The following is a 23,163-nucleotide window of genomic DNA, read 5'->3' as shown; positions in this document are numbered from 1 at the left end:
TTCTTTCATTTTATTTGATCGGGGAATACGCATGAAATACAACTTGAACCATCTGTCATTGGCCGTGCGACTGGCTTTGACAGTAAGCGTTTTCGCTGCCGCGGGCGCGGTGCAGGCACAGGATTCGACAACGGGCGATACCGCGGCCACCAATCAGGCCACGCCGGCGCCGGCAGAAAAAAGCAAGACAAAGAATCTCAGTGCCGTCGTCGTCACCGGCTCGCTGATCCGGCGCGTCGACGCCGAGACGTCCAGTCCGGTGGTGACGGTGGATCGTGCCGCGATCACCAATGCCGGCAATCCGACGCTGGGCAATGTGCTGCAGGCACTGCCCAGCATCTCCGGCAACGCGACCAACACCCAGAACAACACCAACGGCGGCGGCGTCGCCAGCCCGTCACTGGAAGGCGGCGACGGCGCCGCGCGCATTTCATTGCGTGGCCTTGGCGTGAATCGCACCCTGGTGTTGATCGACGGTCAGCGCATGGCCAATGCCGATGTCAACATGATCCCGCAGAGCATGATCGAACGGGTCGACGTGCTGGCTGAGGGAGCCTCGACGGTGTACGGCTCCGACGCGATCGGCGGCGTGGTGAACTTCATCCTGCGCAAGGACTACAAGGGCGTCGAAGCCAGCATCAACGGCGGCATCTCCAGCCATGGCGACGGCCAGCGGCATGGTCTCAGCATTGTCGGCGGCCTCAGCGGCGACAACTACAACATCGTCGGCGGCCTCGACTACAACAAATACGACGCCGCGCTGGCCAGCCAGCGCAAGTTCTCCGCGAACCCGCTTTACCTGTCCAGTGGTGCGCTCACCGCATCCGGTTCCAGCACCATCCCGACCGGCAAGATCCAGCTGCCCGCGTCGTTTGCCAACCAATACGGCTGCACGGTCAAGAACGGGAAAATCCTCGTCACCAAGGCGCAGGGCGACGGATCGAGCCAGAGCGATTACCGCTGCGACCATTACCCCGCGGGCTCGGATGCGTACAACTACAACACATACAACTACATCCAGACCGCGCAGCAACGCACCGACGCCTTCGTCCTCGGCAGCTACAAGCTGACGGACAACCTGACCTTCTTCGCGGATGCGTTCTTCAACCACACGCAGTCGGCCGGTCAAGACGCGCCCGCCCCCACGGCGGTCGGCGACGGCTGGTACGTGGCGGCAAGCAACCCGATCAATCCGTTCGGCGTCACCTTCGGTACCGACCCGGCCAACCCGACCGACCCGAACAGCGGCTATGGCCTCAACATGCGCTTGACCGGAGCCGGCACCCGCCTGCACACCTATGACACCCAGAACGTGCAGATCAGCACGGGCCTGCGCGGTGCGTTCGGTCAGAGCAGCTGGAACTGGGATGCCACGATCAACTATGGCCATGCCAATCGCCTGCAGCGCAATTACAACGAGCTCAACATCGCCCAGTTCCAGGGGGCGATCAACAGCGGCGTGAATATCTTCGACCAGGCCAACGAGCCCGCCCTCAAGGGTCTGGTGAACAACCCGGTGTACGTGTACACGAATGCCACCAAGCAGGTGCAGTTCGACGCTAACGGCGAGCTGTGGGACCTTCCGGCAGGCAGCATGCAGTTGGCTGTCGGTGCCCTGTATCGCAAGCAATTGATGAATTACACCGTTACCCCCGACGCCGTCCTCGATCTGACGACCGGTACCTGCCAGATCCTGCAGGAAGGCTGCGGTTCGCCGGGCCGCGGCAGCGAGAACGTCAAGGAAGTCTATGCCGAATCGCTGATACCGCTGCTCTCGCAGCAGCCGGGCGCCTATTCGTTGAACCTCGACGTAGGCGTGCGCTATTCGAAGTACGACACCAGTGGCACGACCACCAACGGCAAAATCGCCGTCGAGTGGCGGCCGATCGCCGACTTGCTGGTCCGCGGTACGGTATCCCAGGTATTTCGCGCCCCCAACCTGGACGAACTCTATGACGGCATCACCCTGGTCCAGCCAAACTTGAACGACCCCTGCGTCGGCCTCACGGCAGCCCAGCTGGCGCAGCATGCCGCCGCTTGCCAGTTCGTTCCCGTGGGCTGGGTGAACACCAATGCCCAGGTCAACACGTACTACGCGGGTGCCCGCACCGTTGGCCAGTCACTCAAGCCGGAACAGGGCAAGTCGATCGACTTCGGCATGGTCTACAGCCCCAACTGGATGGAGGGCCTGTCCACCAGCGTCGACTTCTGGCACATCTACCTCAGCGATCTGCTGACGCCGATTGCCGCCTCGACGGTGGTCAATGCCTGCTTTGCGAACAACAGCAGCCCGTATTGCTCGTTGATCCATCGCTACGGCACCAACACCCAGCAGGCAGGCGACGTCAATGTGATCGACACGCCAGTGGTCAATCTGGGCAATCTCAGCACCAGCGGCATCGACTTCACGCTGAACTACAAGATTCCGCATTTCGACCTGGGTAGCGTGAATCCGGGTGACTTCAAGGCCGGCTTCGCCAGCACCTATCTGTCCACCTACAACAACACCGCCACGCCCGGCCAGCAAGACGCGGAGACGGTCAACTACGCCGGAACCTACAGCCAGCAGTTTGGCAACATGGCGCGTTGGCGCGGCACACTGACGTTCAACTGGGCGTTGGGCAACTGGAGCGCCCAGTGGCAGACGCGCTACATCAACCACCTGACCAACCTGAATGCAGATGCCGCCATCCCGGGCACCAACCTGCCGATGGCCTCGGTGATGTATCACTCGATCCAGCTTGGCTATGCGATCCCGTCGTGGCATACCCGGATCGACGTCGGCGTGGACAACCTCAGCGACAAGATACCGCCGCTGGTCTATCAGAATGGTACGAACTACAACGTGGATGCCTCCACCTATGACACGCTGGGCCGCTACTACTGGGCTCGTGCCACGGTAAAGTTCTGACCGGCTGAGCCGGCTGGAAAGTTTCACGGCGCCTTGGAGGGGCTGCGGGATATTCTCGCGGCCCCTCTTGCATAATGAAGACCGGCAGACAACCGATCGGAAAGGCATGCCCGCACCCAACCACAGCCTCTCTGAGGCGATGATCAGCGCCTACGACGCCGGCGACATGGAGCAAGTCATCGCCCTCGGCGAAAGTGCGGCTGAAACGGACGAACCTGCCCTGCTGTGGCGGGGCCTCGCCCAGTATGCATGCGCGCGCTACCGCCAGGCGGCAAACACGTTCGCGTCGCTGACGCGCATGCGGCCGCAGGTATCCGCGTACTGGAACAATCTCGGACTTGCCTGCCGCCAGGATGGCGACATGGCAGGGGCCGAACATGCCTTCAAGACCGCGCTCTCGCTGGTACCGGACGATGCCGAATTGCACTACAACATCGGCCTGTTGCATCTGCAGCAACGGCATTGGGTGCTGGCCAAGCATGCACTGATGGATGCGGTACGTCTGTCGCCACAGTTTATAGAAGCCCGCCTGCAAGCCGCGCACGCATGCTATGTCGGGGGAGATAATGACGGTCAGCAGGCCATGCTGGCCGGTGCCGCCGACTGGCCGGCCCAGTCGGGTGAACAGGCCCTCAGTCTTGCCGCGATGCTTTCCGCACAGGGCGAACTCGACATCGCGCTGGACACGCTCGACCGGGCGCAGCTGCCCGATGGACCGGCAGCCGGGATCATGCGACTGCGCATCGCCGCCCAGCGGTCGGCGCTATACGAACGCAGCAACCAGCTCGATCGCGCACTCGAGCAACTGCGACAGGTGCCACTGGACGTTCTCGATCAATTGCCCGCGGACGACGATGCCCGCGCCGAAGGCTGGAGCGCACATGCTGCACTGTCCATGCGCAACGCCGACTACGCGACCGCGGCAGCGCTGTATCGCCGGATGCTCACGCTGAACCTCGATGACCAGCACCGCGCCAGCGCCGCGTTCGGCCTGGCTACCGCCAGCAGCCGGATGAATCAGCATGATGCGGTATGGCCGGCGTTGCAGACCGCCCATGCCGCGCAGCTCAATATTGCACAAGACATCGTACCGGAGCTGATGCGACCCGATAGCATGCCGCTGCAGATGGTCACTCGCCTGGTTGAACGCGCGGCCCACGAGGACTGGAAGCCACTGCCCGCATCGCGTGTCGGGCAACAGCCGGTTTTCGTGGTCGGCTTTCCGCGTTCCGGCACCACCCTGCTGGAGCAAATGCTCGATGCGCATCCGGATTTCCGCTCGATGGACGAGCGCGCATTCATCCATGACCTGATCGAGGCCATGGAAATGACTGGTCAGTGCTATCCGCAAGACCTGGCAAGCCTCACGCCGGACGATGCGGACCAACTGCGCGCCGTCTACTTCCGCCGGGTCGAACAGGTCGTGCCGGATCTCGGAACACGCCGGCTGGTGGACAAGAATCCACTCAACATGTTGTGCCTGCCGATGATCATGCGGCTGTTCCCGCAAGCACGGATCATCCTGTGCCTGCGCCACCCCTGCGACGTGTTGCTGAGCTGCTACATGCAGTCCTTCCGCTCACCGGCATTCATGGTGCTGTGCTCATCCCTGCAGCGCCTGGCGCACGGTTACGTGCAGGCCTTCGAGCAGTGGCAGCGACAGGTCGAGGTACTCGCGCCAAACGTGCTGGAGTGGCGCTACGAATCCGTCGTGAGCCACTTCGACGATAATGTCGCGCGACTGGGGCAGTTCCTCGACATCCATGACGCATCGCCCATGGCACGCTTTTCAGAGCACGCGCAGAGCAAGCCGTTCATCAGTACCCCGAGCTACGCCCAGGTCATCCAGGGCATCAGCAGCAAGGCGGTGGGTCGCTGGCAAGCCTACCGCCAATGGTTCGAGCCGGTGCTGCCGATATTGCACCCCGTCATGCATCGGCTCGGCTATGCCGAGTGAGGTTCGCCAATGCGAATCGTGGCCTGCGCCGGGTATCGCGCCGAGCCCGGTTGCCGGCAAGATCTCCCGCGTATGATGGTGACCGGGAGTTCCCGTGGTTTGCGCCTAGGGAGCTGAGCTTTTCCATGCGAGACGATTGATCGCCGATGAGTCAGCCACACGACGATACTATGGAAGCCATCCGGCGCATTGCCCGGCAACATGCCCAACAGGGTGAGTCGAACGCCGCGGAGAAGTCTTTCCTGGGCCTGCTTGAGCGGCATCCGCAGGATGTCGAGGCGCTGCGGTTCGTGGCCGACTGCCAATCCGCACGCGGGGAGCATGAGGCGGCCGTGGGGCGCTTGCAGGTCGTCGTCAGAATGATCCGGAATGACCCGGCTCTTTGGGTCCAACTGGCCAGCGCGCAGCTGGCAGCGGAAGATTTCAGCGCAGCTGCCACCAGCTTCAGGCACGGACTTTCACTGGCACCACGAATGTTTGTGGCGCGCCTGCAACTGGGCATGGCCCTGGAGCAACTGGGACAAGCGCACGAAGCACTGAAGGCCTACTTCATGGCCATCGAGAGTGCGCGGGCGCTGGGGCGCTGGCAGGACGACGCAACCACCGCGCCGAGGCTGCGCGATGCGGTGAAATACGCCATCAACTACGTCAACAAGGGGCGGCGACAGCTGTTTCGCGGCGTACTGGATCCGCTGCGCGAGCGCTACGGCAGCGACGAACTGGTGCGGGTGGAGCGCAGTCTGTCGATCTACTTCTTCGAGCAACCGGCAAACATCCCCGATCCGCGACAGAAGCCGACATTCCTCTATTTTCCCGGCATCGCAAGTCAGCCGTACTACCCGCGCAAGCACTTCCTCTGGCTGGAGAGGCTGGAGGCGGCAACCGCCATCGTGCGCGAAGAGCTGCGCGCCGTGCTGTCACAGGGGCAGCAGCTGGAGGCGTTTCTAGGCCCGGTGCCCGCGCACCTCAGTCACGGCATGCTGCGTTCATCCAGCGACCAGGACCCCGCCTGGGATGCGTACTTTTTCAATCGCCATGGCCAGCGCCATGACGAACACTGCGCACGCTGTCCGCAAACGACGGCTGTGCTCAATACGTTGCCGCTGGTACGCATCCGCGACCATGCACCGGAAACACTGTTCTCGGTGCTGAGTCCGGGTACGCACATCCTGCCGCACAGAGGGGTCACCAATACGCGGCTGGTGACCCATCTGCCCCTGATCGTTCCGCCCGACTGCGCCATCCGCGTTGGTGGCGAGGAGCACGTTTGGCAGGAAGGTCGGTGCGTGACGTTCGACGACACTTACGAACATGAGGCATGGAACCGCAGCGGGCAGACGCGCGTGGTGCTGATCTTGGACAGCTGGCATCCGGAGCTCAGTGAGGCGGAACGTATGGCGGTGACCGACCTGGTCGAGGCGATCGGTGATTTCAACCAGTCCTGCGAAATACCCGTCACACCGGACTGACCCGTGTCATCACAGCTGGCAACTCTGCCAGGGATCGGCACCGGATGATCATGAAAAAGGGGCGGCGCTCTCGCGCCGCCCCTTTTTTGACCGCACGGCATTCAGTGCGTCGGTTCCAGTGTCGCCGGTGCGGTGGGTGCCGCAGCGAGGCCGCTGCTATATTTTCCGCCATACGGCAGCACGGCGGCGGCGAGCTTCGGATCGGCCTTGATCATGCCGATCGCGTCGAACAGGATGTGCGCGGTTTCGTCGAGCTGCACATCCTTCGCCTTCTTTGATTCCTTCTCTTCCTTGAGTTCGCTCTTCAGGCTGCGCTCGTTCGCGTTGAGGCCGTCGTCGAGGTGGCTCTGGTCGTCATCGCCCAGCACGTCGGTGCCGTCGATGGCCTTGTGCCGCGCACGGAAGCCGGACTGGATCGCCTCCTGCTGCTTGCGCTCGGCTTCGCGCGCGGCGAAGTTCAGCGAGATCGAGGTCTTGTCGCGCATGATCTTGTATTGCGCCAGCTCGTCGAGCATCAGCTTCCACGCCGGCGACGTCGCCACGCGCTCGTCGTGCAGCTTCGCCAGTTGCGGGAGATAGGCATTGAGGGTGGCCACCGGCTGGTAGTCCGCCGGCGGGATCTGGGTCCATTTCAGCGCATTGTCGTAGGTCGACTCGCCGAAGTCCTTGTCGTCGCCGTTCTTCGGGAACTCGATGTCCGGGGTCACGCCTTTCAACTGGGTCGAGCCGCCGTTGATGCGGAAGAATTCCTGGATGGTCATCTTCAGCTCGCCCAGTTCGGGTTTCTCGCTGTCGCCTTGCGCGAACCGATCCAGGTCGACCAGGTTCTGCACGGTGCCCTTGCCGAAGGTCGGTTCGCCGATGATCAGGCCACGGTGGTAGTCCTGGATGGCAGCTGAAAAGATTTCCGAGGCCGAGGCGGTGCCGCGGTTGACCAGAACGGCCAGCGGGCCGCTCCATGCCATGCCCGGATCGTCGTCGCCCTGCACTTGCACTTCGCCCTTGGAGTCGCGCACCTGCACCACCGGGCCCTTGTCGATGAACAGGCCGGTCAGCGAGTTGGCCTCGGCCAGCGAGCCGCCGCCGTTGTTGCGCAGGTCGACGATTACGCCCTGCACGCCGGCGAGCTTGAGTTCGCCGAGCAGCTTGGCGACGTCGCGGGTGGCGCTCTTGAAGTTCTTGTCGCCGGCACTGCGTGCGCCGAAATCGGAATAGAACGTGGGCAACTCGATCACGCCGATCTTGCGGGTGACGTCGCCGTCCTTGATCTCGACGATCTTCTTCTTCGCCGCCTGCTCCTCGATGCTGACCTTCTTGCGCACAAGGCTGACGATCTCGTGCTTGCCGTCCACGCCGGCATCGGCAGGGATGATCTCCAGCCGCACGGTGGTGTCCTTCTTGCCGCGAATGCGATTGACCACGTCGTCCAGGCGCCAGCCGATCACGTCGACGATCGGGCCCTTCTCGCCCTGGCCGACGCCGACGATACGGTCGCCGACATGCACCTTTCCGGACTTGTTGGCCGGACCGGCCGGCACCAGCTCGCGGATCTGGGTGTAGTCGTCACGCGCCTGCAAAACCGCGCCGATGCCCTCCAGCGACAGCTTCATGGCGATGTCGAAGTTTTCCGCCGCGCGCGGGCCGAGGTAATCGGTGTGCGGGTCGGTGGTTTCGGCGTAGGCGGTCATGAAGCTCTGGAAGGCGTCCTCACCGTCGAGCTGCTTGACGCGCTCGATGTAACCGGCGTAGCGCTTGTCCAGCGTCTTGCGGATGTCGGCGTCGGACTTGCCGGCCAGCTTCAGGCGCAGCCAGTCGTTCTTGGTGCGCTTGCGCCACAAGTCGTCGAGCTCGGCCTGGTCCTTCGGCCACGCGGCGTCCTTGCGATCGAACGCGTAGCTTTCGTCGGCGGTAAAATCGAAGCCCTGCTTGAGCAGGCCGCGCGCATAGGTCATGCGCTCGACCGCGCGCTGCACGTACAGGTTGAACACCGAGAACGGCGCGGACAGGTCGTCATTCCAGATCGCGTCGTCCAGCGTGGTCTTCAACGGTGCGAATTTGGCCAGGTCGGCCTGGGTGAAGAACACCTTCTCGCCATCGAGCAACTTGAGATACGCGGCGTAGATCCGCGCCGACATCGCGTCGTCGAGCGGTTGCGCGTCGTAGTGGAAGCGGGTGAGGAAGCGCGCGGAAAGCTGCGCGGCCTGCGCCTCGTCGGGAGTGGGCGCAAGCGGCCAGACGGCCGCCTTGCGAGCGGTGCCGGCGCCGAGATCGGCGGCCGATTGCGCAAAGGCGAAAGTGGCGGTGAAGGCCAGCAACAGGACCAGCGCGGGACGAAATTTCATGGATGTTCTCAGGTTGACTCGGTGACACCGGCTGCATGCGCCTGCAGGTCGGCGTGATAGGACGAACGCACCAGTGGGCCGGAAGCGACGTGATGGAAACCCATCGCCTCACCGGCTTCACGCAACGCGTCGAATTCTTCGGGCGTCCAGTAACGCACCACCGGATGATGGTGCGGCGTGGGCTGGAGGTACTGGCCGATGGTGATCATCTCGACGTCATGCGTGCGTAAATCGCGCATCGTCTCCAGGACCTGATCCATCGTTTCGCCGAGCCCAAGCATGATGCCGGACTTGGTCGGCACGTCGGGATGCTGCGCCTTGAAACGCTTGAGCAAATCCAGCGACCACTGGTAATCGGCGCCCGGGCGCACTTCGCGGTACAGGTGCGGCACGGTTTCCAGGTTATGGTTGAACACGTCCGGCGGGAAGTCCTTGAGCACTTCCAGCGCGCGTTCCATGCGGCCCTTGCCGCGGAAGTCGGGCGTGAGGATCTCGATCTTGATGTTCGGGCTGGCATGGCGCGTGGCGCGGATGCAGGCGGCGAAGTGTTCGGCGCCCCCGTCGCGCAGGTCGTCGCGATCGACCGAGGTGATCACCACGTACTTCAGGCGCATGTCGCGGATGGTCTCGGCCAGGCGCGCCGGTTCCAGCGGATCGGGCGCGACCGGGCGACCATGCGCCACGTCGCAGAACGAGCAGCGGCGCGTGCATACCTCGCCGAGGATCATGAAGGTCGCGGTGCCCTTGCTGAAGCATTCGTGGATGTTCGGGCAGGACGCCTCCTCGCACACGGTGACCAGCGCGTTCTCGCGCAGGCGCGCCTTTAGTTGCTGCACGGCGTTGCCCTGTGGCAGGCGCACGCGAATCCATGACGGCTTGCGAAGCACCGGCACGGCGGTGTCGAAGCCGGCGCGGTTCAGTGCGATCTTGTCGTTGCCCACCTGCTTTTCACCGGCAGGCGCACCGCTGACGACGGTGATCGGGATGACCTTGGGGGATGCTGTGGAGATTTCGCTCATGTAGACAGCTCAGACCGCTGCTCGAGCGGGGAGTTCGGGTAGGACGGGGGCAGTTGGCACGGCGGCAAAGCCGAATTGGCGGCAGAACTCCTCCACCAGCACGTCCTCGACCGTGGCCAATTGCGACGGGCCGCCCAAGTCTACCAGTTGTGTGACCGCCAAACCCTTGTAACCGCAAGGATTGATGCGGTGAAAGGGCTCAAGGTCCATGGCCACGTTGAAGGCCAGGCCGTGGAAGCTGCAGCCGCGCCGCACGCGCAACCCCAACGCGGCGATCTTGGCGTCGGCCACGTACACGCCCGGTGCCCCCTCGCGCCGAAGTGCGACCACATTCCAGCGCGCCAGCGTGTCGATCAGCGACTGCTCGATCCTGTTCACCAGCTCACGCACGCCGACGCCGGCGCGACGCAGGTCGATCAATGGGTATCCGACGATCTGGCCGGGACCGTGATAGGTCACCTGGCCGCCACGATCGACCGGCAGCACCGGGATGTCGCCCGGCGCCAGTACATGCTCCATCTTGCCGGCCTGACCCAGGGTGAACACCGGGTCATGCTCCAGCAGCCACAGCTCGTCGGGCGTGTCCGCCGTGCGATTGTCGGTGAACGCACTCATCGCCTTCCAGGTCGCCGCGTAGGGTTGGCGACCGAGGCGACGGATTTTCAGCGGCAACGACATGAAGGACGACCTGGGGCGGATGTGCTGTGAAATGTGGGAGCGACTTCAGTCGCGATGCTTTTGCCATTGCTCCGAAGAGCATCGCGACTGAAGTCGCTCCCACATTTTCTCGCACAAGTGGCGATTCGCTCAGCGTTCATGGATCAAAGTGTGTAGCGGACGTCCGGACTTTCGCGCAGGGCTGCGTGCGCCGCGTCATATTGCTCGCGGTTTTCGCAGCGAAAACTGACCGTGACCGAGACGAAATTGCCGGCGCCGGAATGACGATGCCGCACGCTTTCGTGGAGCACGTGCAGACCGGCACGCTCCAGCAATTGCGGCACGTGGGTCGGCAGGTTGGCGCTGGCATTGCCGACCGCGGTGATCTCGAACTCCCCGGGAAACTGGAAGCCCTGGCCGTCCTGCTTCGCCTTGCTGAAGTCGATCGGCTGCATCACTTCGCGTCCGTGCCCTTGGCTGGCGCGTCGGTGGTGGCGTTCTTGTCGCTGTGGAACCACAGCAGGATGCTGTCCCACAGGCGCGAGAAGAAGCCGCCCTGCGGCGCATCCGCCAGCGCGATCAGCGGCACGCTCTGCACTGGCTGGCCGGCCAGCGTGACGCGCAGCGTGCCGACCTGCTGGCCTTTCTTGAACGGTGCAATCAGCGTGGCGGGTATGTCCATGGTCGCCTTGAGCTGGTCGTACTGGCCGCGCTTGACCGTCACCAGCACGGCGTCGGCGACGCCGATCGGCAACTGGTTCATCGCGCCTTTCCACAACCGCGGCGTGGCCAGCGGCTTGCTGTTGTCGTACAGCTTGTGCGTCTCGTAGAAACGGAAGCCGTAGTTGAGCAGGGCCATCGCCGAGTCCGCACGCGCCTTTTCGCTGCTGGCCCCCATCACGATCGCGATCATCCGCGATTCGCCCTGTTTGGCCGAGGCGGCCAGACAGTAGCCGGCGGCCGCGGTGTGCCCGGTCTTGATGCCGTCCACGCTCGGGTCACGCCACAGCAAGGTGTTGCGATTGTGCTGCTTGATGCCGTTCCACTCGAACTCCTTCACGGCGGAAATCGCGTAGTCCTCGGGGAAATCGTGGATCAACGCGCGCGACAGGATCGCGATGTCATGCGCGGTGGTGTAGTGGTTGTCGATCGGGTAGCCGGATGCATTCTCGAAATTCGAGTTGACCATGCCGAGCTGCTTGGCGTATGCATTCATCAAACCGGCAAACGCCTGCTCGGAACCGGCGGTGTGCTCGGCCAGCGCGATCGCCGCATCGTTGCCGGACTGGATGATCATGCCGTACAGCAGGTCCTTCAGCGGCACCTGGCTGTTGAGCTTGAGGAAGCTGGTGGAGCCGTCGGTGCCGGCGCCACCGCCGCGCCAGGCGTGCTCGCTGATGGTCACCGGATCGGTCATGTGGATCTTGCCGTTGGCGACCTCGGCCGAGACCACGTAATCGGTCATGATCTTGGTGATCGAAGCCGGCTCGACGCGCAGGTCGGGCTCCTTGCTGGCCAGGATCTGCCCGGTGGCGTAATCCATCAGCACCCAGCTCTTGCCATCGACATCCGGCGGCGGCGGCACTGGCGCGTCCGGTACGGTCGGGCGGGGCACCGGCGAGGGACGCGGCGGGGTCTGGGCGACGGCAACGCCGACCAGCAGAACGACGGCGGCAAAGGGAAGCAGGCTGCGGCGGAAAAATTTCATCGTGTTGTTCAGTCCAGTCTTTTGAATATCGGCGTCGCGAGCGTCGACATGAGTGAAAACATTGGTGCAAATCCGCTTCAGTCTACCGCGACCTGCGGCCTGGGCAGACCCATGCCCTCGATTCGCGCGCTGACGGCATCCGCGCGACCCACATCCTGCAGTGGCCCCACCCGCACGCGGCGGACGCGTCGACCATCGACCAGGACATCGCTGGTCTGCACGTCGTCCAGCCCGGCTCCGCGTAAACGCTGCGCCAACCGGGCGGCATTGGTGACATCGGCGAACGCGCCCACTTGCAGGTAGATCCCCGGATGTCCGCTTGTGACCACAGCCGGCGGCGGCAGTTCCTTGCCGGGATGGGCGGGGTCGATCCCGCGGACTTCGACCAGACCGGTACCCTTCGGCCAGATGCCGATTTTCACGGCCGCGGCATAGGACAGATCGATCAGGCGGTTCTGGTGGAACGGCCCGCGGTCGTTGACCCGCACGATCACACTCTTGCCGTTTTCCAGGTTGGTGACGCGCGCATAGCTGGGCAGCGGCAGCGTGGTGCTGGCCGCGCTGAACGCGTACATGTCGTAGGTCTCCAGGCTGGAGGTCTTGTAGCCGTGGAATTTGTTGCCGTAGAACGAGGCGATGCCGCGCTCGTCGTAACCGCGCGCCGTGGGCAGCACGCGATAGGTGTGGCCGAGCACGGTGTACGGCGACTTGTTGCCGTACAGCGAACGCGGCTCAACCTTCGGCACCGGCTCCGTCAGCTTGCCGATGTCCGGCACGTCGCCGGGCACGCTGTCGCTGTTGTCGCGATAGCGACGGCTTTGCGGTTGATTGATGTCGTCGCGAAAGCGCTCGGTCGCGTGGCCGGCACCGGCAGCCGCACGGACAGGCGCCGAGCCGGCGCGCGGCTGCGACACGGGCCGGGTCTTGTGGCCGCTGCAGGCGGACAATAGCAGTACGCCGGTCAGCATCGCCGCCGTGTGCATCAACCTCATCGGGCAACGTCCGCCGCTGCCACGCCGGTGATGATCGCCTGCGCCAGCTGATGCACTGCCATCGCGTACAACGGGCTGCGGTTGTAGCGGGTGATCACATAAAAATTCTGGAAGGTGAACCAGTATTCCGGCCCGGCCGGACCTTCGAGCACCTGCAAACTGGTGGGTTGCCCGGGATCGAGCGCCTGCAATGGCGCGTAGCCCCACGCCTCCAGTTGTTCCAGCGGCCACTGCGGGGTGGCGTCCTTTACGGCAAGCACCCGCGCTCCGGCGTCCGGCTGCGCCCGCGCCGCCACCGGGCCACCATTGACCCAGCCGTGCTTCGCGAAATAATTCGCCACGCTGGCGAAGATGTCCGGCAACGAGCCCTGCAGGTCGATGCGGCCATCCTGATCCGCGTCCACCGCGAAATCGCGAATGCTGGTGGGCATGAACTGGCCCCAGCCTTGCGCCCCGGCATACGAGCCGGTGAGCGTGTCGAGCGGGCCGGCCAGATGGTTGTCAGGCATCTCCAGCAGCTCCTTCAGTTGTTCACGGAAGAATTTCGCGCGCGGCGGGTAGTGCAGGCCCAGCGTGACCAGCGCATCGAGCACCTTGTATTTGCCGGTGTTGCGGCCGTAGCTGGTTTCCACCCCGACGATCGCCACGATGTATGCCGGCGCCACGCCGTACTGCCGGCCGATGCGTTCCAGCAGCGCGCGATGATCGCGGTAGAACGCGATGCCATCGTCGATGCGCTTGTCGGTCAGGAAGATCGGCCGGTAATCCTTCCACGGCTTGCCCTCGGCCGGGCGGCTGATCGCATCGAGAATGCTCTGCTGCATCTTCGCGCCATCGAGCAGCGCGTTCAGCGCCTGCGGACTCTTGCCGGTATCGCGCGCCACCTCGCGCACCAGTTCGGCCTGACCGGGATGGGTGGCCGCCAGCAGCGGCGACAGTGCGCCGAGCAGGAACAGGCCAAGGGCGACAAGAACATGGACCGGGCGCGGCGCGGAAATGACGATCATGCAGGCTCTTCGCTGACAGAAAACGGCTTCCTCGAAAGCCTAACACGCACGCATCTTCAGCCTGAGAGGTTGTGATTTTTCAACCTCGAAGCCCGGCCAGGGATGGCCGGACGCGGATCGGGCACGCAAGTGCCTGATCCGCGTGAGCGAGTCCGGACATGCGCCGGACTCGCGATAGAAGAAAACCACAGGAAAGTGGTTTCTTCACAAGCCCTGAGCCGCCGCCGGCCGCATGCGGCGCGAACATGGGCTCGACGTTCACAGATGCATCTTGCGGTTCGCGTGGATCGACATCAGTACGCCGAAACCGACCAGCAGCGACACCGCCGACGTGCCGCCGTAGCTGATCAGCGGCAGCGGCACGCCGACCACCGGCAGCATGCCGGTGATCATGCCGCCATTGACGAAGACGTAGACGAAGAAGCTCATGCCGATCGCACCGGCGAGCAGGCGCGAATAGGTGTCGCGCGACTCCATCGCAATCCACAGGCAGCGGCCGATGATGAAGGCGTACAGCGCGATCAGCGCGATCACGCCGATCAGGCCGAACTCCTCGGAGAACACGGCGAAGATGAAGTCGGTGGTGTGTTCGGGCAGGAAATCCAGCCGCGACTGCGTGCTGTGCTGCCAGCCCTTGCCGAAGATGCCGCCGGAACCCACCGCGATCTGCGACTGGATGATGTGCCAGCCATTGCCGAGAGGGTCGGACTCCGGATTGAGCAGGGTCAGCACGCGATCGCGCTGGTATTGATGCAGGAAGTGCCAGGCCACCGGAACCATCCCGGCCACTGCGCCGATCAGCACGCCGATGCGCCACCACGCCATGCCGGACAGGAACAGCGCGAACGCGCCGGCGGCGGCGACCAGCAACGCCGTGCCGAGATCCGGTTGCTCGGCGATCAGGCCGGCCGGAATCGCGATCAGGATGCCGACCGCCACGATGTCTTTCCAGCCCGGCGGCAACTGGCGCGGATGCAGATACCAGGCGACCATCATCGGCATGGTCAATTTGAGCAGTTCCGACGGCTGGAAGCGCATGACGCCCAGGTCCAGCCAGCGATTGGCACCACGCCCCTCGCCCAGGATCGCCACCACGACGAGCAGGCCGGTACTGATCGCGTACAACCACGGCGTCCAGCTGCGCAACACCGGCGGCGGGATGCGCGAGATCAGCAACAGCAGCGCACCGCCCAGGGCAAAACGAGCGGCTTGGCCACCGACCAGGGCGAGGCTGCCGTCGCCGGCGCTGTACAGCGTGACCAGGCCGATCGAGGCAAGCACGATCAGGCTGAAGGTCAGCGGCAGGTCGATCCGTGGCCGGGTCAGGATGCGCCGCAGGAATCGGTGCACGCGCGCGAACAGCACCTCGATCATGGCGTCGCTCCGGTAGAGGCCTGCGCCGGCACGTCTTCCGTCGCATCATCGATATCGGGGACTGGAGCCTGCTGCTCGGAGCCCGCGGGAACGGTCGGCAATCGCTTGCTGCCCGGAATCACGCCACCGTGGCTGGCCAGCCATGCATCGAGAATCTTGCGCACGATCGGCCCGGCCGCCTCCGCCCCCCAGGCACCGGATTCGAGCAATGCGGCGACGGCGATCTGCGGGTTGTCCGCTGGCGCGTACGCGACGAACCAGGCGCGATGGCGGCTGGCGAGATAGGCCGTGTTGCGGTTGTTGTTGTACGCATCGGAGGTGCGCGAATAACGCTCGGCAGTGCCGCTCTTGCCGGCCATCAGGTACGGAAAGCCGATGCCGAGCTTGCGCCCGGTGCCCTTGTCGCCGTAGATCACCATCTGCATGCCCTGGTTGACCACGTCCCAGTCGGCCGGATTGCGGATCAGCGACGGCCCGCTGGGCGGGTTGGCCAGCGGCTGCGGCTTCGCACTGGCGACGCCCTGCGTCGCCATCACCAGACGCGGCGCATACGGTATGCCGTGGCCGGCGAAGGTGGCAATCGCGTGCGCCAGCTGCAGCGGCGTGACCGCCCAGAAACCCTGGCCGATGCCGGCAATCACTGTCTCGCCGGGATACCACGGCTGGTGCAGGTTTGCCGCTTTCCACTCGCGCGAGGGCAGCACGCCGGACGATTCGCCGAGCAGGTCGATCCCGGTCGGACGGCCAAAGCCGAACTTGCCCATGAATGCGCTGAACCGGTCGATTCCCATGTCCATCGCAAGCTTGTAGAAATAGGTGTTGACCGACATCTCGATCGCCTGCACCAGGTTCACCGTACCCACGCCGCCACGCTGATCGTCGCGATAGCCGCGCGACTGGCCGGGTATGTAGAACACGCCGGTGGACAGCACGGTGTCCCCGGGCTTGCGCATGCCCGTTTCCAGACCGGCCAGGCCGATCAGCGGCTTCACCGTGGAGCCCGGTGGATAGACCCCGCGCAGCGCACGGTTGTACAGCGGCTTGTCCGGGTTGTTGGTCAATGCGCTGTAATCGGGCTGGCTGATGCCGTTGACGAACAGGTTGGGATCGAATGTCGGCACGCTGACCATGGCCAATACCTGGCCATTGCGCGGGTCGATCGCCACCGCTGCGCCGGGGCGGCCATCGAAAGCCATCTCGGCAGCTTTCTGCAGGTGCGCGTCCAGGCTCAGGTAGAGGTTCTTGCCCGGCGTCGGCGCGTGCGTTTCGAGCACGCGCTGGGTGCGGCCATCGGCATTCACTTCGAGCAATTCGTAACCGGGCGTGCCATGCAGCACGTCCTCGTAGGACCGCTCCAGGCCGCTGCGGCCGACGTGGCTGGTGCCCTTGTAGCGCACCGGGTCGAGTCGGTCCAGGTCATCCGCGTCGATGCGCCCGACGTAACCCACCACGTGGGCGAACAGTTTGCCCTGCGGATACCGGCGAGTCAGATAGGGCACCACGTCCACGCCGGGAAAACGCCAGCGGTTCACCGCGAAGCGATCGATCTCGTCTTCGGTCAGGTGCATCTTCAGCGGCACGCTCTCGAAGCGGCGGCTCTGCTCCAGCTGCTTGTGGAACGCGTCCAGATCGTCCTGCCCCAGCGGCACTACTGCACCGAGGCGCGTCAGCAGTGCGGGCATGTCCTTGACCTGCTCGGGCACCACTTCGAGCCGGAACGCCGGCACATTGTCCGCCAGCAGAATGCCATTGCGGTCATAGATCAGGCCGCGCGCAGGCGGGATCGCGCGCGGCTTGACGCGATTGTTCTGCGAGCGGGTGACGAACTCGTCATGATGCATCACCTGCAGAAATGTGAAGCGAGCGATCAGCAGGCACAGGCCGAGCAAAATCAACACGAAACCGGCCAGCGCGCGCCGCCGGAACAGGATGCTTTCGCCGCGGTTGTCCTTGATCGATCGGCGGATCTTCATGTCACTGGTTCATGTCTCATTGAATCCGCAGGCGCGCGCGCAGATCATCAAGCAGCAGGAACAGGAACGGCCACAGGGCGGCGCCCACGAACGGCGATATCCACCAACTGGCCGGCGGCAACGATGCACCGGCCAGCACGCGCACGATCAGCAACAGGATGCGATCGTTCAACAACAGCGCGAGCACGGCCAGGGTCTGCTGCCACATCGGGAAGAAACGCAGCCGCGAGCGAAAGCGCAAGGCGATGAATACCAGCGCGCACAGGCGCAGGGCCTGCTCGCCCAGCACCACGCCGTTGAACAGGTCGGCGCAAAGCCCCACCACGAAAGCAAGCCCCAGGGTGACCCGATCCTCCGACTCCAGCGACCAGTACAACAGGAACAGCGCCGGCCAGTAGGGCTTGAACGGTTCCAGCACGCGCGGCAGCGGCACCAGCATCGACAGCAGCGCAAACATCAGCGTGCCGACAAACCACCACAAGCTCAGGCGCTGCTTGTTCATGGCTGCGCCCCATGGGCTGACGACGATGCTGCCGGCGCCGCATCAGGAGCCAGATTGCTGGGTGGACCCATCGGGGTCACCAGCGCCGGCGGACCGTCTGGCTCGGCCTGGTCGTGCAGCAACAGCACATCTTCACTGCGATCGATATCCGCCGCCGGCCGGGCCTGGGCGACCTGGAACATCCCGGTGGCCGCCGGCGCGACCGACACGATGTCGCCGACCGGGAAGCCGGGCGGAAAGCGCCCGCCAAGGCCGGAGGTAAGCAACTTGTCGCCCACACGCACGTCGGCCACCAGTGGCAGGTTGGGCAGACTGAGCTGGTTGCCGTCGCGCGAGCCGTACGCCACCGTGCGCAGGCCGGAGCGCTCGATCACCACCGGAATCGCATGCGACGGATCGGTGATCAGCATCACCACCGAGGTGGTCGGCAGCACCTCTTTCACCTGCCCCATCACCCCATGCGCGTCGATTACCGGCTGGCCCGGTTTGACACCGTCGCGAGCGCCCATGTTCAAGGTCAGCTGATAGCGATAGGCTCCCAGGTCCACGCCTACAACCCGCGCCAGTTGCACGTTGAGCTTGAGACTGTGTTGCGTATCCAGCAATTCCTTCAGTCGCTGGTTCTGTTCGGCGACCGCGGCCATCCGGTTCAACTTGGCGTTGGCCAGCAGCAGGTCTTCGCGCAGGCGCTGGTTTTGTTCGGTCAACAGCTGGCGGTCGGCAAACGCCACGCTCATCGTGCGGATACCCAAGGCCGGCAGACCGGCCAGGCGGTATACCGGCTCGACCACGGCTGACGCGGCATAGCGCACGCGCCACAACCAGCCATTGCGCTGGTCGAGCACCATCAACACCATGGCCAAGGCCAGATAGACGATCAGCCGAAGCGTGCCGGCGGCATTGCCGGCGAACAGCGGCGAAGACTCGTCGCGCGTACGCGCCATGACTAGAGCCTGCTCATGGTCTTCGAGTACCCCGCGCCGGGAGCTGTTTGCGCGCAGGCCAAGGAAGAGAGAGGAAGTGGACGTCCGTCCACGACCGAACGATGACGCCGGCATGCGGGCAAACAGACCCGGCCCTTCGGGTTGCCATTGAGCGACCGCCATGCGGCAGCGCGCGGTTTGGCCTGCCAGCCAAGCAGGCCGGCGCCGCGCTCTACCACCTGACAGCCACTCAATGGCAACGCGGGGCACTCGAAGGCCATGAGCAGGCTCTCGCCTTATTCGGGTGCGAAGAAGTCGCTGCCGTGCTGATCAATCAGCTCCAGCGCCTTGCCGCCACCACGCGCCACGCAGGTCAGCGGATCGTCGGCCACCTGCACGTGCAGACCGGTTTCCTCGGAAATCAGCCGATCGAGATCGCGCAGCAGCGCGCCGCCACCGGTGAGCACGATGCCCCGCTCGGCGACGTCGGAACACAGCTCCGGCGGGGTCTGTTCCAACGCGGACTTCACCGCTGCCACGATGCCGGCGAGCGGCTCGTGCAACGCTTCGAGGATCTCGTTGGAGTTGATCGTGAACATGCGCGGCACGCCCTCGGCGAGATTGCGTCCGGAGATTTCGATCTCCTTGACCTCGCCCTGCGGAAACGCGCAGCCGATCTGCAGCTTGATCTTCTCGGCGGTGGACTCGCCGATCAGGGTGCCATGATTGCGCCGCACGTAGTTGATGATCGCCTCGTCGAAACGGTCGCCGCCCACGCGCACCGACTGCGAATAGACGATGCCGTTGAGCGAGATCACTGCGACTTCGGAAGTGCCACCGCCGATATCCAGCACCATCGCACCGCGTGCTTCGTGCACCGGGATGCCGGCGCCGATCGCCGCGGCCATCGGCTCCTCGATCAGGAACACGTCGCGCGCACCGGCACCCTCCGCTGATTCCTTGATCGCACGGCGCTCGACCTGGGTCGAGCCGCACGGCACGCAGACCAGCACGCGCGGACTCGGCCGCAGAAAGCGCGACTTGTGCACCTGCTTGATGAAGTGCTGCAGCATCGCCTCGGTCATGGTGAAGTCGGCGATCACGCCGTCCTTCATCGGCCGTACGGTGGCGATGTTGCCCGGCGTGCGGCCGAGCATGCGCTTGGCGTCGCTGCCGACGGCCGCGATCGTGCGCGGGCCACCGGGGCCACGGTCCTGGCGGATCGCCACCACCGAAGGTTCGTTCAGCACGATGCCTTGGCCACGCACGTAAATGAGCGTGTTTGCCGTACCGAGATCGATGGAGATGTCGTTGGAAAAGATGCCGCGGAACTTCTTGAACATGGGTCCGCCGTGGGTCGGCTTGGCTAAAAAGTAAGCTCGCCAGTCTAGTCAGCGTGTTACGCATACGCAAGGACAATCACGTTAAGAAATCCTTCTACAACACGGCCATAAGTGCTTTTCCTGTACGCGGAAGTGAGCTGCGGCGGCCAGCGAAAAGTCGCCAATGCGAGCCGATGGCGGTAACATTCGGTCCTTTGACCGGAACCTCCCGGTTCGACTTCTCATCGACCGCGGTACTCGCGGCCTTTCCACCTTTGCCTGGGGGCTCCTGCACATCATGTCTGCCGTCATCTGCGGATCGCTGGCCTACGACACCATCATGGTGTTCCAGGACCAGTTCAAGAATCACATCCTGCCCGATCAGATGCACATTCTGAACGTGTCGTTCCTGGTGCCGCGGATGCGCCGCGAATTCGGCGGCTGCGCCGGCAATATCGCCTACAACCTCAAGCTGCTCGGTGGCGATCCGCTGCCGGTGGCTGCCGTCGGACAGGATTTCGCGCCGTACCGCCTGCACATGGAGCAATGCGGCATTCGGCTCGACGGCGTTCGCGTGTTCGACGACCAGTTCACCCCGCAATGCTTCATTACCACCGATCTGGACAACAACCAGATCACGGCCTTCCACCCGGGCGCGATGTCCAGCGCGCAGGAAAACCACGTGCGTGACATCGCCGAGATCGACTTCGCGATCGTCGCCCCGGATGGCCGTGAGGCGATGCTGCAGCATGTCGATGAGTTCGCTGCGCGCGGCGTGCCTTTCATCTTCGACCCGGGCCAGGCAATGCCGCTGTTCAGCGGTGACGAGTTCCGCTCGATGATCACCAGATCGACTTACGTGATCGTCAACGATTACGAGTCGCAACTGTTGCAAACGCGAACCGGCTGGAGCGCCGAAGAGATTGCCGACCAGGTGACGGCGTACATCGTGACCCAGGGCCCGCGCGGCTCGACCATCCATGTCGGCAGCGAAACCCACCACATCCCGCCGGCTCGCGAGCGCCAGATCGTGGACCCGACCGGCTGCGGCGACGCTTATCGAGCCGGCCTGATCTTCGGCATCATGCGCGAGAAGGACTGGCCCACGATCGGGCGCATGGCCTCGCTGATGGGCGCGCTGAAGGTGGAACATCCGGGTACGCAGAACCAGCGTTTCGATTACGCCGAGTTCGCCGCCAAGTTCCTCGACCAATTCGGTTACGCGCTGGATTGATCGTCGCACCGGCAACTTGACGACGAGGCTCACGCGGTACTGCGTGAGCCTCGTTCGTTTCAACCCACGCGAAAGCCGATGGTGGCGTTCACCGCATCCTGCCAGCCGCGATACAGACGCTCACGGGTAGAGTCGTCCATTGCGGGTTGAAAGCACCGATCCACCTGCCACAGTTCGGCGATCTGTTTGCGACTCTCCCAGAAACCGACCGCCAGACCGGCCAGATACGCAGCACCCAGCGCCGTGGTCTCGGCCACCCGCGGACGCAGCACCGGGACGCCGAGCATGTCACTCTGGAACTGCGCCATGAAGTCGTTGGCGATCGCGCCGCCGTCGGCGCGCAATTCCTTCAACGGAATACCGGCATCCGCCTCCATCGCGGCCAGCACGTCGCGCGACTGATAGGCCATCGACTCCAGTGCCGCACGCACTACATGCTCTTTGCGGGTACCGCGCGACAGCCCGAACATCGCGCCACGCACGTCGCTGCGCCAATACGGCGCCCCCAGTCCGACAAAGGCCGGCACCAGATAGATGCCCTCGCTGGATGGCACGCTTTCCGCGCAAGCCTGCGAATCGCCCGCACACTCGAGCATGTGCAAGCCATCGCGCAACCACTGCACCACCGAGCCGGCAACGAAGATGCTGCCCTCCAGCGCGTATTCGACGACGCCGTCCAGCTCCCACGCGATCGTGGTCAGCAGGCCATGTCGCGATGGCACTGCCTGCTTTCCGGTATGCATCAGCATGAAACACCCGGTGCCATAGGTATTCTTGGCCATGCCGGGCTCGAAGCAGGCCTGCCCGAACAATGCCGCCTGCTGATCGCCGGCCACGCCGCAGATCGGCACCCCGACCGGCAAGCCCGCCAGCGCCACGGTCTGTCCGTAGACTTCGCTGCACGAAAGCACTTGCGGCAGCATGCAGCGTGGAATGTTCAGCATGCGCAGCAGTTCGTCGTTCCAGCACCTCGTGTGGATATCGAACAGCAATGTGCGCGCGGCATTGCTGACATCGGTGACGTGCCGCTTGCCGCCGCTGAGATTCCAGATCAGCCAGCTATCGATCGTTCCGAACAGCAGATCGCCTCGCTCGGCTCGCACACGGGCGCCATCAACGTGGTCGAGAATCCAGCGGATTTTGCTGCCGGAAAAGTAGGCATCGATCAACAGCCCGGTCTTCTCGCGCACCAGTGATGCATAGCCGTCCGCCTGCAATCGCTCGCAGATGGCCAGGCTTTGCCGCGACTGCCACACGATCGCGTTGTAGACCGGCTCGCCGGTATGCCGATCCCATACCACCGTAGTTTCGCGCTGGTTGGCAATCCCGATGCCGGCCAGACTTTCTCCCCCGGCCTGCACTGATGCCAGCGTTTCGGCGATCGTTGCGAGCACGCTGGTCAGGATCTCCCGTGGATCGTGCTCTACCCAGCCCGGCTGCGGAAAAATCTGCCGAAACTCCCGTTGCGCTGACCCGGCAACCGCGCCCGCATGATCAAACAGGATCGCACGCGAATTAGTCGTGCCCTGGTCAATCGCCAGTATGTAACGTCGCTTCACGAGCCTTCCCTTCGCACACCTTCGTCAGCGAAGAGTAGCAACAGGGGCAACAGGCTGGGGGGAGGGATGGTTGACGTGCGGTCGCCCCGCAAACGCCAGGCAAAGAAAAACCCCCACCGTTGCCGGTGAGGGTGTTTCAGGATAAAGCCCCTGGCGGTGACCTACTCTTGCATGGCAAAGCCACACTACCATCGGCGCATGCGCGTTTCACTTC

17 protein-coding genes are annotated in these 23,163 nt (G+C 64.1%); 4 read left to right on the top strand and 13 right to left on the bottom strand.

From position 1 onward, the window contains the following. Positions 1-31: 31 nt before the first annotated feature. The 3 genes from CIW53_RS17360 to CIW53_RS17350 all read left to right on the top strand — a co-directional run bounded on the left by CIW53_RS17360 (position 32) and on the right by CIW53_RS17350 (position 6,337). Positions 32-2,911: a TonB-dependent receptor gene (locus CIW53_RS17360; RefSeq protein ID WP_149365989.1), complete on the top strand. Its 2,880-nt coding sequence runs from the start codon at positions 32-34 to the stop codon at positions 2,909-2,911. A 106-nt stretch (positions 2,912-3,017) separates the two neighbouring features. After that, a complete protein-coding gene (locus CIW53_RS17355; protein ID WP_149365988.1) occupies positions 3,018-4,868 on the top strand; it encodes a tetratricopeptide repeat-containing sulfotransferase family protein in 1,851 nt (616 codons plus the stop codon). 146 nt (positions 4,869-5,014) lie between these two features. Then, a complete protein-coding gene (locus CIW53_RS17350) occupies positions 5,015-6,337 on the top strand; it encodes an aspartyl/asparaginyl beta-hydroxylase domain-containing protein (protein ID WP_149365987.1) in 1,323 nt (440 codons plus the stop codon). Between the two features lie 101 nt (positions 6,338-6,438). Here CIW53_RS17350 and CIW53_RS17345 read toward each other — a convergent pair whose 3' ends face one another. From CIW53_RS17345 to CIW53_RS17290, 12 genes are all read right to left on the bottom strand, one after another. After that, positions 6,439-8,679, bottom strand: coding sequence for a carboxy terminal-processing peptidase (locus CIW53_RS17345; RefSeq protein WP_149365986.1), 2,241 nt, complete (start codon positions 8,677-8,679; stop codon positions 6,439-6,441). An 8-nt stretch (positions 8,680-8,687) separates the two neighbouring features. Beyond that, positions 8,688-9,698 carry a lipoyl synthase gene (gene lipA, locus CIW53_RS17340; RefSeq protein ID WP_149365985.1) on the bottom strand — a complete coding sequence of 337 codons (1,011 nt, stop codon included), beginning with the start codon at positions 9,696-9,698 and terminating at the stop codon, positions 8,688-8,690. 9 nt (positions 9,699-9,707) lie between these two features. Then, a complete protein-coding gene (lipB, locus tag CIW53_RS17335; protein WP_149365984.1) occupies positions 9,708-10,376 on the bottom strand; it encodes a lipoyl(octanoyl) transferase LipB in 669 nt (222 codons plus the stop codon). Positions 10,377-10,519: 143 nt separating this feature from the next. Further along, entirely contained in the window at positions 10,520-10,810 is a 291-nt protein-coding gene (locus CIW53_RS17330) for a DUF493 family protein (protein ID WP_149365983.1), read from the bottom strand. Then, entirely contained in the window at positions 10,810-12,063 is a 1,254-nt protein-coding gene (locus CIW53_RS17325) for a D-alanyl-D-alanine carboxypeptidase family protein (protein WP_149365982.1), read from the bottom strand. Before CIW53_RS17325 ends, CIW53_RS17330 begins: the two co-directional genes overlap by 1 nt. A gap of 77 nt (positions 12,064-12,140) precedes the next feature. Continuing rightward, complete coding sequence (locus CIW53_RS17320; RefSeq protein ID WP_149365981.1) at positions 12,141-13,055, bottom strand: septal ring lytic transglycosylase RlpA family protein; 915 nt, start codon at positions 13,053-13,055, stop codon at positions 12,141-12,143. Continuing rightward, on the bottom strand, positions 13,052-14,062 hold the full coding sequence (mltB, locus tag CIW53_RS17315) for a lytic murein transglycosylase B (RefSeq protein WP_149365980.1): 1,011 nt from the start codon (positions 14,060-14,062) through the stop codon (positions 13,052-13,054). Before mltB ends, CIW53_RS17320 begins: the two co-directional genes overlap by 4 nt. Before the next feature lie 258 nt (positions 14,063-14,320). Beyond that, positions 14,321-15,436: a rod shape-determining protein RodA gene (rodA, locus tag CIW53_RS17310; RefSeq protein ID WP_149365979.1), complete on the bottom strand. Its 1,116-nt coding sequence runs from the start codon at positions 15,434-15,436 to the stop codon at positions 14,321-14,323. Beyond that, positions 15,433-17,409, bottom strand: coding sequence for a penicillin-binding protein 2 (mrdA, locus tag CIW53_RS17305; RefSeq protein WP_149365978.1), 1,977 nt, complete (start codon positions 17,407-17,409; stop codon positions 15,433-15,435). Before mrdA ends, rodA begins: the two co-directional genes overlap by 4 nt. 16 nt (positions 17,410-17,425) lie before the next feature. Next, positions 17,426-17,911: a rod shape-determining protein MreD gene (mreD, locus tag CIW53_RS17300; RefSeq protein ID WP_149365977.1), complete on the bottom strand. Its 486-nt coding sequence runs from the start codon at positions 17,909-17,911 to the stop codon at positions 17,426-17,428. Further along, complete coding sequence (gene mreC, locus CIW53_RS17295) at positions 17,908-18,855, bottom strand: rod shape-determining protein MreC (RefSeq protein WP_149365976.1); 948 nt, start codon at positions 18,853-18,855, stop codon at positions 17,908-17,910. The genes mreD and mreC overlap by 4 nt, the downstream gene beginning before the upstream one ends. Positions 18,856-19,130: 275 nt before the next feature. Continuing rightward, positions 19,131-20,177 carry a rod shape-determining protein gene (locus CIW53_RS17290; RefSeq protein ID WP_149365975.1) on the bottom strand — a complete coding sequence of 349 codons (1,047 nt, stop codon included), beginning with the start codon at positions 20,175-20,177 and terminating at the stop codon, positions 19,131-19,133. Positions 20,178-20,454: 277 nt separating this feature from the next. On the opposite strand from CIW53_RS17290, the gene CIW53_RS17285 reads away from it, so the two are divergent. Beyond that, positions 20,455-21,390 (top strand): carbohydrate kinase family protein, encoded by a 936-nt coding sequence (locus CIW53_RS17285; RefSeq protein WP_149365974.1) that lies wholly within the window; start codon positions 20,455-20,457, stop codon positions 21,388-21,390. Positions 21,391-21,449: 59 nt separating this feature from the next. On the opposite strand, the gene glpK is transcribed toward CIW53_RS17285, so the two are convergent. Then, positions 21,450-22,949, bottom strand: coding sequence for a glycerol kinase GlpK (glpK, locus tag CIW53_RS17280; RefSeq protein WP_149365973.1), 1,500 nt, complete (start codon positions 22,947-22,949; stop codon positions 21,450-21,452). Between the last annotated feature and the right edge of the window lie 214 nt (positions 22,950-23,163).

The organism is Rhodanobacter sp. T12-5 (assembly GCF_008329435.1).
In the GTDB taxonomy this organism is placed as follows: domain Bacteria; phylum Pseudomonadota; class Gammaproteobacteria; order Xanthomonadales; family Rhodanobacteraceae; genus Rhodanobacter.
This window is presented reverse-complemented; position numbering and strand designations above follow the sequence as displayed.